At 51.3% G+C, this 16,302-nt stretch carries 13 protein-coding genes and 3 pseudogenes; 7 read left to right on the top strand and 9 right to left on the bottom strand.

The window, feature by feature from the left end; all coding sequences use genetic code 11:
• The first annotated feature begins 6 nt into the window (after nucleotides 1-6).
• A complete protein-coding gene (locus G3I67_RS09005; protein WP_163654465.1) occupies nucleotides 7-1,242 on the top strand; it encodes a glutamate carboxypeptidase in 1,236 nt (411 codons plus the stop codon).
• Here the strand turns inward: G3I67_RS09005 and G3I67_RS09000 are convergent.
• Complete coding sequence (locus tag G3I67_RS09000; RefSeq protein ID WP_163654463.1) at nucleotides 1,232-1,957, bottom strand: queuosine precursor transporter; 726 nt, start codon at nucleotides 1,955-1,957, stop codon at nucleotides 1,232-1,234. The two genes, G3I67_RS09005 and G3I67_RS09000, sit on opposite strands and share 11 nt — an antisense overlap.
• Nucleotides 1,944-2,840 carry a DMT family transporter gene (locus G3I67_RS08995; protein ID WP_163654461.1) on the bottom strand — a complete coding sequence of 299 codons (897 nt, stop codon included), beginning with the start codon at nucleotides 2,838-2,840 and terminating at the stop codon, nucleotides 1,944-1,946. Before G3I67_RS08995 ends, G3I67_RS09000 begins: the two co-directional genes overlap by 14 nt.
• An 82-nt stretch (nucleotides 2,841-2,922) precedes the next feature.
• Here G3I67_RS08995 and G3I67_RS08990 point away from each other — a divergent pair, with 82 nt between their 5' ends.
• Together G3I67_RS08990 and G3I67_RS08985 are read left to right on the top strand one after the other, a co-directional pair.
• The gene (locus G3I67_RS08990; RefSeq protein WP_163654459.1) at nucleotides 2,923-4,155 is read left to right on the top strand and encodes an MFS transporter; all 1,233 of its coding nucleotides are present in this window, start codon (nucleotides 2,923-2,925) and stop codon (nucleotides 4,153-4,155) included.
• A 43-nt stretch (nucleotides 4,156-4,198) separates the two neighbouring features.
• Nucleotides 4,199-5,611: pseudogene (locus tag G3I67_RS08985) on the top strand (high affinity choline transporter 1).
• Between the two features lie 17 nt (nucleotides 5,612-5,628).
• On the opposite strand, the gene can reads toward G3I67_RS08985, so the two are convergent.
• From can to G3I67_RS08955, 6 genes are all read right to left on the bottom strand, one after another.
• Complete coding sequence (gene can, locus G3I67_RS08980) at nucleotides 5,629-6,297, bottom strand: carbonate dehydratase (RefSeq protein ID WP_163654457.1); 669 nt, start codon at nucleotides 6,295-6,297, stop codon at nucleotides 5,629-5,631.
• A gap of 2 nt (nucleotides 6,298-6,299) precedes the next feature.
• Nucleotides 6,300-6,782, bottom strand: coding sequence for a hypothetical protein (locus G3I67_RS08975; RefSeq protein WP_163654455.1), 483 nt, complete (start codon nucleotides 6,780-6,782; stop codon nucleotides 6,300-6,302).
• A 2-nt stretch (nucleotides 6,783-6,784) separates the two neighbouring features.
• Nucleotides 6,785-7,891, bottom strand: a complete 1,107-nt coding sequence (locus G3I67_RS08970; RefSeq protein ID WP_163654453.1) for an alkene reductase — start codon at nucleotides 7,889-7,891, stop codon at nucleotides 6,785-6,787.
• Nucleotides 7,892-7,988: 97 nt separating this feature from the next.
• Nucleotides 7,989-8,564 carry a Spy/CpxP family protein refolding chaperone gene (locus G3I67_RS08965; RefSeq protein WP_163654451.1) on the bottom strand — a complete coding sequence of 192 codons (576 nt, stop codon included), beginning with the start codon at nucleotides 8,562-8,564 and terminating at the stop codon, nucleotides 7,989-7,991.
• 116 nt (nucleotides 8,565-8,680) lie between these two features.
• Entirely contained in the window at nucleotides 8,681-10,819 is a 2,139-nt protein-coding gene (locus tag G3I67_RS08960) for an ATP-binding protein (RefSeq protein ID WP_163654449.1), read from the bottom strand.
• Nucleotides 10,816-11,811: a helix-turn-helix domain-containing protein gene (locus G3I67_RS08955; protein WP_163654447.1), complete on the bottom strand. Its 996-nt coding sequence runs from the start codon at nucleotides 11,809-11,811 to the stop codon at nucleotides 10,816-10,818. Before G3I67_RS08955 ends, G3I67_RS08960 begins: the two co-directional genes overlap by 4 nt.
• A gap of 206 nt (nucleotides 11,812-12,017) precedes the next feature.
• On the opposite strand from G3I67_RS08955, the gene G3I67_RS08950 reads away from it, so the two are divergent.
• The 3 genes from G3I67_RS08950 to G3I67_RS08940 are packed head-to-tail and all read left to right on the top strand — an operon-like array spanning nucleotide 12,018 to nucleotide 15,534.
• A complete protein-coding gene (locus tag G3I67_RS08950) occupies nucleotides 12,018-13,016 on the top strand; it encodes a Bug family tripartite tricarboxylate transporter substrate binding protein (protein WP_163654445.1) in 999 nt (332 codons plus the stop codon).
• On the top strand, nucleotides 13,013-14,011 hold the full coding sequence (locus G3I67_RS08945) for an NAD(P)H-dependent flavin oxidoreductase (protein WP_163654443.1): 999 nt from the start codon (nucleotides 13,013-13,015) through the stop codon (nucleotides 14,009-14,011). Before G3I67_RS08950 ends, G3I67_RS08945 begins: the two co-directional genes overlap by 4 nt.
• Nucleotides 14,008-15,534 carry an AMP-binding protein gene (locus G3I67_RS08940; protein ID WP_163654441.1) on the top strand — a complete coding sequence of 509 codons (1,527 nt, stop codon included), beginning with the start codon at nucleotides 14,008-14,010 and terminating at the stop codon, nucleotides 15,532-15,534. Before G3I67_RS08945 ends, G3I67_RS08940 begins: the two co-directional genes overlap by 4 nt.
• On the opposite strand, the pseudogene G3I67_RS08935 reads toward G3I67_RS08940, so the two are convergent.
• Nucleotides 15,525-16,034, bottom strand: a pseudogene (locus tag G3I67_RS08935) (SPASM domain-containing protein); the annotation flags it as partial. The gene G3I67_RS08940 and the pseudogene G3I67_RS08935 overlap by 10 nt on opposite strands.
• Here G3I67_RS08935 and G3I67_RS08930 point away from each other — a divergent pair.
• Nucleotides 16,035-16,280 (top strand): annotated as a pseudogene (locus tag G3I67_RS08930) (methylmalonyl-CoA carboxyltransferase); the annotation flags it as partial.
• Nucleotides 16,281-16,302: the final 22 nt, after the last annotated feature.

The raw sequence follows: 16,302 nt of genomic DNA, 5'->3' as shown, positions 1-16,302 counted from the left end.
AAAAACATGAAGCGTTATTTGATCGCAGGTTTATTATCGGCGTGCTTGTCGTTTGCCTATGCACAGAGCCCTGACCATGCCACTATACGGGATCTTGCCGGCAAAACTGTTGCGCCGACTCTTAAAACGCTTCAAAGCCTGGTTGAAATCGAATCGGGTAGCCGAGATTTGGCAGGTCTGGAGAAAATCAGAAATCTGATCGAAAACGATCTGAAGAAACTTGGCTTGACTCCCGAAGTGATCCCATCGTCCGCCCCTGATAAAACTGGATCGATGGTCCAGGCCAAACTAAAGGGTCGCGGCACGTCGAAAATCGCTTTGATCGCGCACATGGACACGGTTTACCAGAAGGGCGATCTGGCCAAGCAACCATTCAGGGTGGATGGAGACCGTGCGTACGGGTTGGCCATTGCGGACGACAAAGCTGGCATCGCGGTGATTCTGAATACGATCGCGATGCTTCAGGCTTTGAAGATCGATTCATTCGGCGAAATCACAATTCTGATCAATGGTGACGAGGAAATTGGTTCGCCCGGTTCACGCGATCGCATTATTCAGTTAGGCGAACAAAACGATCTGGTCATTTCGTTTGAAGGGAGTGGCATTAAAAATGATTATGTCCGGCTTGCCACATCAAGCATTGCACGCGCGCAACTGACCGTAAAGGGACGGGCATCGCATTCGGGCTCGAATCCTGATTTCGGTCGCAATGCTTTGTATGAAATGGCGCACCAGATTTTGCAGATGCGCGATTTATCCAATCCCGATAAAGGCCTGAAACTGAATTGGACTCAGGCGCGCGCCGGTACGGTACCGAACATGATTCCGTCCGAAGCTGTAGCCACGGCCGACGTCAGGGCAGAAAAGATGAGTGATTTTGATGCGGTCGAACAAACTATGCACGAACGGATTAAAAACAAGCTGATCCCGGATACCGAAGTCAGTCTTGTTTTGACAAGAGGGCGACCCGCCTTGAATCCGACTGATAAAGGACGAGCGGCGGCGATGCAGGCGCGCGAGATCGCCAGCGAAATAGGCTGGAAGATCGATGTTCTGGAAAAGGCGACCGGCGGAGGTACGGATGCCGCCTATGCTGCGCTCAAGTCCAAAGGTGCTGTGATCGAAAGCTTTGGCTTGCAGGGGTTCGGTGCGCACTCGGACAACGCCGAATATGTGTTGGTATCGTCGATTCAACCGCGCCTGTATATGACGACGCGGATGATCCAGTCTTTTAAACCTTGAGCTTGAAAGGAGAAAAGTTGGTGTGGTAGTCGTAGTAGTCCTGGTTTTCCTTTCGCTTCAGGAAGTGGATGAAGCGATAGGAAAATGGCATGGCGACCAATTCCCAGCTTGACTTGAGTATGTATTGGGCAATGGCGACCGAGATGACTTGCTCTGTGGGCCAGATGCCATAGAAGGCGATAAAGTAAAACAGCGAAGAGTCGATGAGCTCGCCTGCCGCGGTCGAGCCGAGCATGCGAGCCCAGAGATGCTTGCCCGAGGTCATGATCTTCATTTTGGCCATGACGAAACTATTGACCAGGCCACCGCTCCAGAATGCAATGACCGAGCCTGCCACAATCCGCCAGGTATTGCCGAAGACTGTTTCCAATCCTTTTTGCAAACTGGTGTTGTAGTCACCGGGAGCGGTGGGCATACTGATAACGGCCAGGGACATGATTGCGGCGAACAGTATTGCGCCAAAACCGCACCACACGGCCCTTCTATCGTAGGCGTATCCGTAAACTTCGGTCAGGATATCTCCGAACATGTAGGAGATCGGGAAAAAGATAACCCCTGCGCTAAAAACCACCGATCCTAAAACGGGAAGATCAATTTGAGTGGCTTTGCCGGCGCCAATCAGATTCGAACATAAGAGGACGGTGACAAAAGCCACCAATATCAGGTCGTAGTATCGATGCGTGTGGCGGCGTGACGGTTGTTCAGTTGTGGGCATTGTTGTCTCTCGTTTTGAACCAGCCTTTAAAAGAGGTTTGATTCACGATCAAAACCCCGACCATCGTAATCAAGGTGCCTAGGATAATGGAAGTGGTGAGCTTTTCGTCGAATAGTAACCATGCCATCAGGGCGGTAGTTGGTGGTGTCAGGTACATCACACTGCTGACTTTGGTTGCGTCGCCTCTTTGCAAAAGGATGAACCAAAGACTCATCGCCCCAAGTGAAATTGGAATGATTCCCCACAAAAGCGCCCCGATCATGGGCATGGTCCATTGAATTTCACGAGTTTCGAACATCATCATGGCAATCAGGCATAAAAACGCGCTGATACTGAATTGAATGACTGAACCGGTGCGTAAATCAAAACTCGGGCAAAACCGTTTTTGATAAAGGGTGCCGAACGTAATCGAAAACATGCCGGCAAACGCAAAGCAAACGCTGGCAAATGTAATGCCTTCAAGATGGATTTTCGCGAACAGAACCAAGGCGACGCCGGCAAGCCCAAGCGCTAAGCCCAGCCACTGGCGCGAAGTCACCCGTTCGGATACGGTGGATGCGAGCAAGGCCGTGAGAATGGGTTGCAATCCGACGATGAGGGCGGCCAGGCCGGCCGGCATGCCTAGTTTGACTGCCGCCCAGACGCCGCCAAGGTATCCGAATTGAATCAATGCGCCTGCAACGACTATATGCATGCCTTGTTTGCCGGATGGCCAGACAGGCTTGAGCCAGAGCAGGACCGGAATCAAACAGATGACCACGCCGGAAAAGCGGATGAACAGGAAGGTCATCGGCTCCGAGTAGGGCATGCCGTAGCGGGCGATGATAAAGCCGGTGCTCCAGAGAACGATGAAAATGGGAGCGAACCAGTTGCTTGTCTTCATGATTGTTGTTTTATGTGTGCGAGTTCAACCGAGATGTCGGTGAATTTCAAGGCAACAGTGTAATTCGAGTTACGATCCGTTCATGACGATTCCTTATTCCTCCAGCGACTTAATCGATTCCAGCTACGCTTTCAGACGACTATTGATCACTCTGGCCATCATGACGATGGGCAGCGGCTGTTTATATGTCGTGGCCGTTGTTCTGCCGGAAGTGCAGGCCGAATTCGGCGTATCCAGATCGGATGCCTCCTTGCCCTATACCGTACTGGCGATTGGTTTCGGGGTGGGTGGGATCTATATGGGGCGATTGGCCGATCGCTGGGGAATCTATTCTGTTTTGTTGATCGGTTCGGCCGGCTTAATGATTGGCTTTATTTGGGCAGGGATGTCGGGTGGCATTCTTGGCTTTACTCTGGCCAATGGAATTTTTTTGGGTTTTCTGGGGATTTCGGCAACGTTTAGCCCCCTGGTTGCCGATACATCCCTCTGGTGGAATAAGCGACGCGGTATCGCGGTTGCTGTTTGCGCCAGCGGAAACTATCTGGCCGGATCGATCTGGCCTTCCATTGCGCAATATGGCGTGTCCACGATCGGCTGGCGCCAAACATATATCTGGATGGGTGTCGTGTGCGGCCTGTCGATGGCGGCACTTGCGATGCTGATGCGCCCGCGGCCTCCCATGGTTACTGCTTCTGTGCCCAAAGCCGGAGGTGGGCAGCAGGCTGATCGTCCCTTTGGTGTTTCGATCGGGCGCGCGCAGTTTTTGCTTTGCGTCGCAGGGTTGGCATGCTGTGTTGCGATGGCGATGCCTCAAGTGCATATCGTCGCTTATTGCGCTGATCTGGGTTATGGACCCGCACGGGGCGCGGAGATGCTTTCCTTGATGCTGGCCTGCGGGATCGCTAGCCGCTTGATTTCGGGAATGATCTGCGATCGTATCGGAGGTGTGCGCACGCTTTTGCTGGGCTCGGCCTTGCAAGGTATTGCGCTGGTGCTTTTTTTGCCTTTCGATGGCCTGGTGTCGCTTTATGTGATTTCGGCGCTTTTCGGCTTGTTTCAAGGAGGCCTTGTGCCTTCATACGCAATTGTTGTGCGTGAATACTTCCCTCCCAGCCAAGCCGGCAGGCGGGTGGGCGCCGTGATGATGTCCACGATGCTCGGTATGGCGCTGGGTGGCTGGATGTCGGGCAAGTTTTTCGACTTGACCGGATCCTATCAGGCCGCCATGATCAACGGCGTCGTCTGGAACCTGCTCAATCTGGCGATCGCCACCTGGTTGTTTGTCAGAGTGAAAAAACAGGAATCCTTGAAGTAGAAACCCCTATAATTCCCGAAAATTTTTACTAGAGGGTTGAGCCATGCTGCTTGGCTTCGTGATTGCGTATTGGGTGATATCCGTTGGTATTGGTTTGTGGGCCGCGATGCGGGTCAAAAATACCGCCGACTTCGCGGCTGCCGGCCATAGTTTGCCTTTGCCTATCGTCACGGCCACGGTGTTCGCGACCTGGTTCGGCTCTGAGACGGTGCTGGGTATACCGGCGACATTTTTAAAAGAGGGGCTGGGTGGAATTGTTTCCGATCCCTTCGGCTCGTCTCTCTGCCTGATTCTGGTGGGGTTGTTTTTCGCCAAGCATTTGTACAACCGAAAGATGCTTACGATTGGTGATTTTTTCCGCGAAAAATACGGCCGCACAGTCGAGGTCATGATTACGTTGTGTATCGTGGCGTCTTATCTCGGCTGGGTCGCCGCGCAGATTAAAGCCCTTGGTTTGGTATTTAACGTGGTGTCGGACGGATCGATTTCCCAAACTGTCGGCATGATGATCGGTGCGGCAAGCGTGCTGATCTATACGCTGTTCGGTGGGATGTGGTCTGTTGCCGTGACTGATTTCATTCAGATGATCATCATTGTGATCGGCATGATTTATATCGGTGGTGAAATGAGCACCCAAAGCGGAGGCGTCGTCGCGGTGATCCAGCATGCGGCCGATGCGGGTAAGCTGAATTTTTGGCCTGAAATGAATCTGACGGCAATTCTGGGTTTTACGGCGGCGCTGTTCACAATGATGTTGGGCTCCATTCCCCAGCAGGATGTTTTTCAACGGATCACGTCCTCTAAAAACGTCAATATCGCAGTTCAAGCCGCTATTCTTGGAGGCGTGCTGTATTTCATCTTTGCCTTCATCCCACTGTTTCTTGCCTATTCGGCGACGTTGATCAACCCGGCTTTGGTCGAGCAATATCTTGAAACAGATTCGTAAATGATTTTGCCCAAGTTGATCCTAGGCCACGCACCCTTAATTGCCCAGGTGATGTTTTTTGGCGCGTTGCTTTCTGCGATCAAGAGTTGTGCCAGTGCGACCTTGCTCGCTCCGTCGGTCACATTCGCGGAAAACATTGTCAAAGGCATGTTCAAGCATTTGAGTGACAAGCAATTGCTTAAAGTGATGCGAATCACGGTATTGAGCTTTACCGTGGTCGTCACTTTTTTTGCGGTCAACTCCGAGCTCTCGATCTTCAAGATGGTTGAAAGTGCCTACAAGATCACGTTGGTAACGGCATTTGTTCCGCTTACATTCGGCATTTACTGGTCCAGATCCAATTCGCTTGGTGGCCTGCTTGCAATTATTTGCGGACTGGTCGTTTGGATAAGTTGCGAGATTCTGGCGCCACAAGCCACGCTTCCGCCCCAGCTCGCAGGGTTGATCGCCAGTCTGTCCGGAATGCTGCTTGGTGGCCTGGTCCCGCGAGGGCAGTTACGTAAGGCGTGACGCATCACGCCAAACTGTCAGGCGGTGAATCTTTTGGAAATCACGGAGCGGTAATGATGCTCCAGATCTTCGCTGCATGCGATGCTCACGCCCATGTCGCGCGCGATGCCATCGTGAACGCCATAAACCCAGCCATGAACGGTGACCGGTTGATTTTTTGACCAGGCATCCTGCACGCTAGTTGTCTGGCAAACGTTGACGACTTGCTCGATCACATTGAGTTCACAAAGACGATCGAGGCGTTCGTTGCGATTGACCAGGCTGCCCAAATAGGATTGGTGTTTTTCGTTGACGTCCTTGACATGGCGAATCCAGTTGTCGGCAAGTCCGACGCGGAAATTTTCCATCGCCGCACGCACGCCTACGCATCCGTAGTGTCCGACAACGATGATGTGTTTGACTTTCAGCATGTCGATCGCGAACTGGATGACCGATAAGGCATTCAAGTCGGTATGCACCACCACGTTTGCGATGTTGCGGTGAACGAATACCTCGCCGGGGGCCAGTCCCGTGATTTGATTGGCTGGCACGCGCGAGTCAGAGCAACCGATCCACATGTACTCGGGCGATTGCTGATTGGCTAGTCGCTTAAAGAAATCGGGATCCTGATCGGTTACGGAAGCGACCCATTCGCGATTATTCGCAAAAAGCACGTCAAGCGAGTGTGGATTTTTATCTTGATACATGGTCAATATTTGGCCCCAGCCTGGGTGAGAAGTTTTTTCAAAGTTGCGTCGGCTGTTTCATCAAGCAGATTGCGTTGTCTGGTTTGATTAGCGCTCATGACGCTGATCGGTGCTTGATATTTTGCGAAACTATTGGCTTTCACCTGAACGTCAGGGCCTTGTTCGGTTAGCGTGAATTCGAAAACCTCGCGGATGTCGGATGCGTATGCGTCATCGATAGCCAAAGTGAGTTCGCGTTCGCGCCTGCTGATCAGGTTTCTGGTTTCGCACGTCACAACCTTGCTTTCAGATTTAATGGCGAGCTTGTTGTTCGAGCAGGCGCCTAACAGCATATTTTTCGCTTGAGAAATCGTCGTGGACTTGAATACCGCTTCGACGATTTTGGCAGGCTCCTGTTTGACGGGTTGAGACGACTCCTTGGTGCCGCAACCGACAAGCATCATCGCCACAAGCGAAGTGGCTGCAAGTTTCAATGAGTGGTGCATGGTCAGGCCTTCAGGAAAGGATAGTCCGTGTAGCCCTTTTCGGCCCCACCATAAAAGGTAGCGCGATCGTACGGGTTTAAAGGCGCATGCTGCACGAGTCGCTCAGCCAGATCCGGGTTAGAAATATAGAGACGACCATACGCGATCGCATCGGCGGATCCATTCGAAATGGCTTGTTCACCCAGTTCGCGTGTAAATCCTCCGGCGCTCAAGAAGGCGCCTTTGAATATTTTGCGGAATATGTCCGCAGTCACGGGGGCTTCGGTATTGATATCCTCATTGCCTCCGGCTGTAGTTGAGCGCGGCTCGATCATGTGCAGATAGGCGAGGCCTAATTCGTTCAATTTTTCAATGACAGAAGTGAATAGTGCGATCGGATCGCTGTCTTTCATGTCATTGAATGTGCCATAGGGAGACAGTCGAACGCCTATCCTGTCGAAAGGGAACACTGTCGAGACCGTTTGCAGAACTTCCACAAGCAATCGGGCGCGGTTTTCGAAAGATCCGCCGTAGGCATCCGTTCGCTTGTTGCTATGGTCTTGTAAAAATTGATCCAGTAAATAGCCATTTGCCGCATGAATTTCAATACCGTCGAAACCGGCTTTTTTAGCGTTTTGAGCAGCTTGTAAAAACTCGGTTTTCAAGTTTGCGATATCGCCGGCTGTCATCGCAGCGGGCACCTCATAGGCATGCATCTTCCAGTCGGCTCCCAGTGTTTTACCACTTGGCGCAATGGCCGATGGCGCAATCGGGAGTCCTTCGTCGGGATGCAAGGACGAGTGCGAGATGCGTCCGACATGCCAGAGTTGAGCGACGATTTTGCCGCCCTTTGCATGGACGGCCTCGACAATTTCTTTCCAAGCTTGCGTTTGATTGTCGCTATAAATGCCGGGTGTTGCGGGGTAGCCTTGCCCAAGTCGCGAAATTTGAGTTGCTTCCGTAATAATCAACCCTGCACCAGCACGTTGGCTGTAATAGGTTTTTGCCAAGGGGTTCGAAACTTCGCCGGCAATGGCGCGCATGCGCGTCAGCGGTGCCATGACCACGCGATTCTTCAGTTCAATTGCGCCAAGTTTGACCGGACCAGCGAGGGGACTGTTTATAGACATGGGTGACTCCTTGAATAGTCCCCCATTTTAGTACTTTAGACAAAAAAGCCCCGGGTTTCCCCGAGGCCTGTGTGTGTAATGCCGGTAGGCGGTTCAATTAACCGTGATGACGTCCATGCTGCATCGGCCGGTCGCCCGATCCTGCCATGCGTGATTTCATGTAAGTTGTCATTGTTTTGCGCTGTTCGGCAGACAGGCCATCCCAGAACGAAAGCCATTTCTGTTGGACGGCCTCTCGCTGAGCCGACATGGCCGAATGCATCTGGTTGCTTTGCGTCATGATTGCCCGGGGATCCAACTGATCCTTGGCCAATTGATCCTGCATGACCTTTCGCTGGTTAGCCATGGCTGATTTACGCGCTGCATGCATGTCCTTTCGGGCTTGTTGGGCGGCATCGAGTTGTGATTTTTGCGCCGGCAACAGGGCCAGCTGATCAATCACCTGTTGCGGCAACTGACCCATGCCAAACTCGCCACCTTGATGTTGGCCTTGCTGCATATGTTTGCCCGCGCCTGATTGCGGACCATTTCCGGGACCTTGTGCAGGTCGTTGTGCGGGTGCCGCTTGTGTCGCGGGAGCCTGAGTCGTTGCGGTGGAGGACTGTGCCCAGGTTGAGGCGACCAAAGTCAGGCCTGCCGCTGTAGCGAGAGCACGGATTAAAGACTGTTTCATGGCGCTATCTCCTGTTTGTTTAACGCAGGGATATCTTCTCACCCTGACCATTTCAAACCGATTTCATGATGGCCGGGAAATGTTTCAGATGATTTCAATGAAGAGTAAAAATACGTTTATACAGGGAGCTCCACGATAAATCGTGTTCCACCTGTCGGTATATGTTCGAAACGTATGGTTCCACGGTGCTGTTCGACGATGTGTTTGCTTAACCATAGACCCAGTCCCATGCCGGATTTGCTTGAAACTTTTAGCAGAGTGAATATTTTGGGTTCGATATCGGTTGGAATGCCGCATCCATTGTCCGACACAATGAACGAGAGCGTACGTTCCGTTCGTCTTGTCTGGACTTTGATTTCCTTTTTGATCTTGCCGTCGATTCCGTCAAACGAAGTAATGGCGTTATTCATCAAGTTAATGACTACTTGCTGGAACTCGTTTGAATCGATTTCAACGATTCCGTCTTTGCATAATTCGTAATCGATGGCGATGTTCTTTGCGACTACATGAGGTTGATACAACGGCTGCAAGGATTTGATCAGCTCATTTAAATCGATCTTCTGAGAATGAGTTGCTTCTTGCCGGAAAATCCTGCGTAAAGAATTAATGATGCCCGATGCGCGCTTATTGTCATCTGCGATAAATGCAAGGATTTCATTTGTTTCCGGATCAGCGGTTTCACCCAGTTTCTGTTGCAACACTTCCGTGTGCAAACCGATTGCGCAAAGTGGTTGATTGAGTTCATGCGCCAATGCTGCGGATAATGCGCCGGTTTCGGCAGTACGATTGGCGATCAAAAGCGATTGGATCAGCTCTTCTTTGTCCCTGAGCAAGTTTTTGATGATTTGATTTTGTTCATTCGCGATTTTAAGTTCTGTCGCTTTGGCTTCAAGACTGATTCGTTCGGTGATATCGACGGCATATCCGCTCCAGACTGTATGGGCGGGGTCCTCGAAGTCCTGTGGCGCAGAACTGAGTTGAATCCATTTTGTTTTGCCGGATGGTGTGCGGATTCTAAGCTCAATAAAAAGAGGGCCACCGTGATCGTATGCGATCTTGTTTGCAAGAGTAAGTCTCTCCTGCTCTTCTGGATGAATGCAAGTCAAGACTAATGAAGGGTTCTTGATAAGTTGTTCACGGTCGAGCTCGAAAATCTCGCACATCTGATCGCTGAAATATATGAACTCGGTTGTACCGTCAGTATGTTGCCTGGCTTCGTAGATGGCCCCCGGAAGCGAATTGGCTGTCGTGTTGAACCGGATATTTGCCTGCTTCAGATCGGATGTGATTTGTTTGAGTCGTTCGACGTGCTCTTTTTCTTCTGTTAATAATCTCTGCAATTCGTTATTGATGGTTTGATATTGCGTGACATCGGAGTAAGTGCGAACGATATCTCCCGACGGCATGACATGGGATTGCACCTCAATGTATCGACCTTTTTTGTCCCTGCGAAGATATTGCGATGGGATCGACTGGTTGACATGAACACCGAGCGTAGCAACATAGTCGCGCGCATCAGGTTCGACGTGAGAGAAGTCGGGCCCGAAGTCCCCCCGATTGGCCTGAAACTGAACGACCTCGGACAAAAGCGGATTTGACTCGAGAAATTCCGTCGGTAGGTCCAGCAAATCGCAAGCGCGTTCGTTGAAAAGTTTAAAGCGCCCGTCTTTATTGATGACGCATATGCCTTGAGATATTGTTTGCAGGGCGTTTGTCAATAACTCCGATGTTTGATCGAGCTTTTCCAGTGAGTGCAGATTCACGGCAAAGAAAATTCGAATCAACAGGAGCGTCAGGATTGATGGCGCAACGGTCCGCATAATCGTCAGGGGGCTAATCCCCCAATGAAAACGCATTGCGGCTAATGACGATAATAGAAAGAGGATCAAAAGAACGATGGCATTGCGTTGCGGCATTCGCATCATTGTGACGAATACAGTGCCCATGAGCCAACCGGGTACTGACGGTTCAAGCGTCCAATTTATGGCGGCGATCGTCAGAATCAACACGATAGGGACGATGACGGAATTCACCCAAAAGCGTTTGTGCCGATACAGGCTGACAAGATCGACAGAAACCAAAACAAAAAGAGGCAACATCAACAATGTCAAATAATTGCCCCAGGGCAATTGCTTGAAGAACCAAGACGCATGAAGGGTGGTTATGACCAATAAAACGACATCGAGGGTTTTATGGGCTGATAGCCAGGTATTGTTGCTTTGGTTCTTGCCTCGAACCGGATCGAAAATAATCAATTGCGATCTCGAATGAGTGTGCCAAGATCTTGCTCCTTGAACCGAGCGACTTTGCTGATCTGGTTGGCAAAGGGTTTGAGGTTGACTTGTTTACCCAAGCTGTTGGTCACAGTCACTGCTTCGACGTTTCCAATGACAAGCGATTTGACTTTGGAAGGATCTAATTCAAGCTGATCGGAGTTGCCGTAAACTTTTTCGGAAACTTTGCCATCCAGTCCGGTGATCTGAACCCAGCAGGATCCACTGAATTTGAAGCTGAGTGATGCTGTTGAACGAGTGGCCTGTTCTTGGATTTTTGGCAATGATTGATCTGTTGCCTGAGATTTTGTCGCCGTTTCAGTCTTTTGGGTAGCACTGACGTTTGGCTTTTCAGTCGATGGTTCCGGTGGTGTAGAAAGAGTCGTTTGGTTTTGGGGCTTGGTTTGCGTTGCCGCGGTAGTCGTATTTTCGGTAATTGCAGTCTGATGTTCGGTGGTGTCCTTGAGTTTCGGGGATAAGCCCATGGCTGATTTGATATGCTGCGCACCCGGCAATATGTCGAGTGCCAGAAGCACCGCAAGCAAAATCGCGCAAAGTCCCGCTGCAACTAGAGCGACTCGTTTGACGTCAACTCCACGCAGCTGAGATGCTGCTGATCCGTTCGTCAAGCTTGATTGCATGAGCGAATTGATTCCCGAAGCGGATGTTTCATCCTTGAGAGCCCCGTCAGTGATATTTGCAAGTTCGGCCAATTTGACGCCGAGTGCCGAATCTGGGGCAATTTCAATCTTATCGGCATAGTTCAATATGCCCATGACGTAATTTTCTGTGTTTCCGAACGGTCCCTGGCTACCGGATTCGATTGCCAAGATCTGTGACTGCGGACAGTTGGCAAGGCGCGCCACTTCAGGTACCCCCAAGCCTTGAGCTTGTCTCAGGCTTCTTAGCTGCCCGCCTATCCAGAATTTGTCCGCAGCGCTCAGGTAAGCTTTAAGATTGATCTTGTTTTGCACTTCGGTTTTACCTTGGGGCTTCAAAAAATAAGTATATTAACCGTCTAAAAATAAAGATATTTTAAATCAACGGGTTATGTGATTTTTCTGTTGGCCCGCTTTGCTATCTGTTGTAACTATTTTCACAACTAGGTAACAACACCAATACCAATATCGTCTGATCTACGCATACTGGGTGACCTGACATGCGCTATGGAGATAATCGAATGAGAGGGTTTGGGTTTCGGACTTTTTTCGCATCACTCGCCATTGTGAGTGTTTTTGCCGGTGTGACGCAAGCACAAACGACAAGTGCTGGCAATGCGCCATATCCAAGCAAGCCCATCAGAATTATCGTGCCTTATCCTGCGGGCGGGACAACTGATGTGTTGGCCAGGATGATTGGCAACGATCTGGGAGTTGCCTGGAAAACAAGCGTCATTGTCGAAAACAAATCCGGAGCGAGCGGAATGATCGGCAACGATTTGGTCGCTAAAGCCGCTCCCGATGGATATACCCTCTTGATGGGTATTGCGACCCTTTTGCAAGGACCGCATATGTTTACGTCCATTCCATATGACTTCAAGCGCGATTTCATACCGCTGGCATTGGTGGCGAAGTCATCCAACGTTCTGGTGATTCCCGCACGATTCCCGGCGAATAATTTCGAAGAGTTCGTTAAAGTCGTCAAGGCCAATCCAGGTAAATATAGTTATGGATCATATGGAGCCGGCACGACTGCGCATATCCATGGCGAAACACTCAAGAGTCAGGCCGGATTGGACATGACACACGTGCCTTACAAAGGAGGTGCGCCACTTATGACGGATATGTTGGGTGGTCAATTGGACGCCGCGTTTATCGACATCGGTAACGTAAGGTCATCCCTTCAGTCCGACAAAATCAAGCTGATAGCGGTCACCGGCGAAGAACGCCTGAAGATATTGCCAAACGTGCGCACACTGACTGAAATGGGTTTCAAGGATTTCGAGCCTTATCCTTTTTTCGCACTGTATTTACCTAAAGGAACCCCACAACCCATCGTGGATAAATTAGGTAAAGAGGTGGCGCGTATCATCCATACGCCAGCCAATATGACCAAAATCGAAGACCTGGGCGTTCAACCGTCCGGCATGATCGGTGAGCAGTTTCAGAAGACCGTGCTAAGGGATTACGACATTTGGGGCAAGGTAATCAAATCGGGCAATATTAAGCTTGAACAATGAATAGCGAAGGTGAGGTTCATCGGGGGTTGCCGGCGAGCCTGGCCTCACGTTTAAGCGTTCCGCTCATCGCGGCACCCATGTTCAGGGTATCCGGCCCGGATTTGGTGATCGAGGCCTGTCTAGCGGGCGTGATGGGTAGTTTTCCCACTGCGAATTGCAGAAGCGTCGATGAGCTGAATGCATGGCTTGAACGAATTAAAGCTGCGCTTGTTCCCGATGCTGCGCCATATTGTCCCAACCTCATCATGAAGCGAGACACGATGCAAGAGGAGCTTGCGTGTCTGATTCGTCATGGCGTGGAGGTCGTGATTACAAGCGTTGGCTCGCCAAAACCTGCTGTCAAGCCTTTGCATGATATTGGCTGTCTTGTGTTGGCCGATGTGGCAACACTTGCGCATGCGCACAAAGCGCTTGATGCCGGAGTGGATGGATTGATTCTGTTGACTGCAGGTGCGGGTGGACAAACAGGTTGGGCGAACGGTTTGTCGTTTGCACGGGCCGTTAGAAAATTTTTTGACGGCCCGCTTGTACTGGCCGGAGGTATTTCTGATGGCGCCGCATTGCTTGCCGCCCAAGTTCTGGGATGTGACCTTGGATATATGGGTACGCGTTTCATCGCAACGGTCGAAAGCATGGCTAGCCCGGCTTACAAGCAGATGGTGGTCGATGCCGAGTTTGACGATATTTTGCTTTCCAAGGCGTTTACCGGTCTGGAAACAAATATGCTCAGGCCTTCGATTGTTGCCGCCGGCTTGGATCCGGCGCAATTGCCGACGGATATGTCCCAAGATCGCGCCAAAGCCTTGTACGGCGCTGGCGCTCAGGGACCGACGCGGTGGCGGGACATCTGGAGCGCGGGTCACACCGTATCTGGTGTGACGCAGTTAACTGATGTCGCTTCCCTTGTCGCGTCGATCAAGCAAGAATACGAAAAGGCGGCGCTTGATGCGTTTGCGCATATCCCGCCGTTTTCGAACAGAGGAGTTTCGAAGTGACTTTGCATATCGGGCCGACATTTAGCGCTTTGGCTCTTCGGGCGTTCGCAAGGTATCCGCAGAAAACCGCCTTTAGGTCCGCCTCAGGCAGTGTGACGTATTCGGGTGTGGCCGACATGATGGGACGCATGCAGGGCGTATTGTCGGCGTGTGGCATCGGTCGAGGCGATATTGTTGCCTTGCTCAGCGCCAACCGCTGGGAAACCTGGTGTGCCGGCGTAGCCGTTCAGGCATTGGGTGCGGGCGTCACGTATTTGCATCCCATGGCTTCACTGGATTCGCATCTTTATCAGCTCGGGGATTCCGGGGCGGCTTTATTGATCGTGGATGCGGATGTGTTCCTTGATAGGGGTGCTGAGCTTGCCGCCATGAGTGACAAGCTTGCAGTGCTGACTTTGGGGGCGGCGGGCTACGGCAAGAGTCTGTTTGATCTTGCAAACAAAATTGGAAGCGTGAGTCCGGTTGACCTGTCTATTGGACACGAGATTGGTACGTTAAATTACACCGGAGGTACGACGGGGCGGCCCAAAGGGGTTGTTCGAACCAATGCCGCGGGGGCTCACACGACCTTTTCGATTCTGGCCGATTTCGAGTTGCCGACCCAACCGCGTTATTTGGCTTCGGCACCCATCAGTCATGTTTCCGGGACCAACGTCCTGCCAACGTTATTGCGTGGCGGATCGGTTCACCTGCTCGGTAAATTTGATCCGGAACAATTGATGCATACGATTGAAAAAGAGCGGATTAATTTTTCCCTGCTTGTGCCAACAATGATTTATACATTGATGGATCATCCCGCATTTAGCCGGTTCGACTTGTCCTCCATAGAGTTGCTCTTGTATGGCGCATCGCCGATGTCTCCGAGTCGGCTGGCGGAAGGAATCGAAAGAATTGGTTCTGTATTTTCGCAACTTTATGGCCAGTCAGAATGCTATCCGATCGCCGTATTGCCGAAGGCGGATCATGATGTAAAGCGTCCAGAGTTATTGTCTGCTTGCGGTTATCCAACCACGACTTCCAATGTTGTTTTACTGGATCAAGATGGGAACGAAGTTGCGATGGGCGAGCCTGGCGAGATTTGCGTCAGGGCACCACATGCGATGCAGCAATATTGGCAGCAACCGGAGCAAACACGAGACGCCTTTGCCGGTGGCTGGCTACACACCGGCGACGTCGCGCGATCAGACGAGCAAGGCCGTCTTTATATTGTCGACCGCAAAAAGGACATGATCATTAGCGGCGGATTCAATGTATATCCCCGTGAAGTTGAGGATGTGTTGACTTCCCATCCCGCTGTATCAAGTGCCGCGGTCATCGGGGTGGCCGACCCTAAATGGGGAGAGGCTGTGCAAGCCGTTGTTGTGCTCAAATCCGAAGCTGTCGCGACGGCTGATGAGTTGATGCAACTGGTCAGGCAGAGAAAAGGGCCGGTGCTTGCGCCGAAATCCGTTCGATTTGTCGACACTTTGCCTGTGACTCCGCTTGGCAAGGTCGATAAAAAGGCGTTAAGGGCTCAAAGTTGATGCGAATTTTTGTCGGTGCGAAATATGAGGGGAAACTCAGGAATGGATTCGCCTCGTGATGCTCTCGCACCAGTCGATTCATGAATTGCCTGTTTGATCAGGGCATGGTCCGGAGATTTGGAGCAAACAGGATCCGCAGCCGACGCATCGCCTGTCAGCATATAGGCCTGACAGCGGCATCCACCAAAGTCTTTTTCTTTATCGGGACATGATTTGCAAGGTTCTTGCATCCATTCATCGCCACGAAAGAAATTGAACGCCTGGCTTTCATACCAGATTTCGCGAATCGAATGATTTTTAACGTTCGGAATATTCAGCCCGGGAAGTTCTCTCGCATTGTGACAGGGCAGTGCTGCGCCATCCGGGGCAATATCCAGAAATATGGATCCCCAGCCGTTCATGCAAGCCTTGGGCCGTTCTTCAAAATAGTCGGGCACTACGAATAACAGTTTGCAGCGCTTACCGATTTTTTCGCGATACGCATTGACTACGTCCTCGGCCCGTACGAGGGTGGATTGGAGGTCGCGTATCGTGCCGAAATCGAAGCAGCGGATGATCCAGAGGCAAAAACGGCGGAAATTGAAGCGCGCGTGAGAGGCCTGACGTCACCATTCAGAAGTGCGGAAGCATTTGTGATCGAAGACATTATCGATCCGGCGCAAACCCGCGCGCGGCTAGAGGAGTTTGTGCGGCTCGCTGCGCCACTCAGAATGCCTGGTGAAACAAAGGTCGGCTATCGCCCCTAGGTTGAATTTAAATATTGGAGTC

This window comes from Sheuella amnicola, from assembly GCF_010499255.1.
GTDB lineage: Bacteria > Pseudomonadota > Gammaproteobacteria > Burkholderiales > Burkholderiaceae_B > Zwartia > Zwartia amnicola.
The sequence above is the reverse complement of the archived record's forward strand: the minus strand, read 5'-3'. Positions and strand labels throughout refer to the sequence as shown.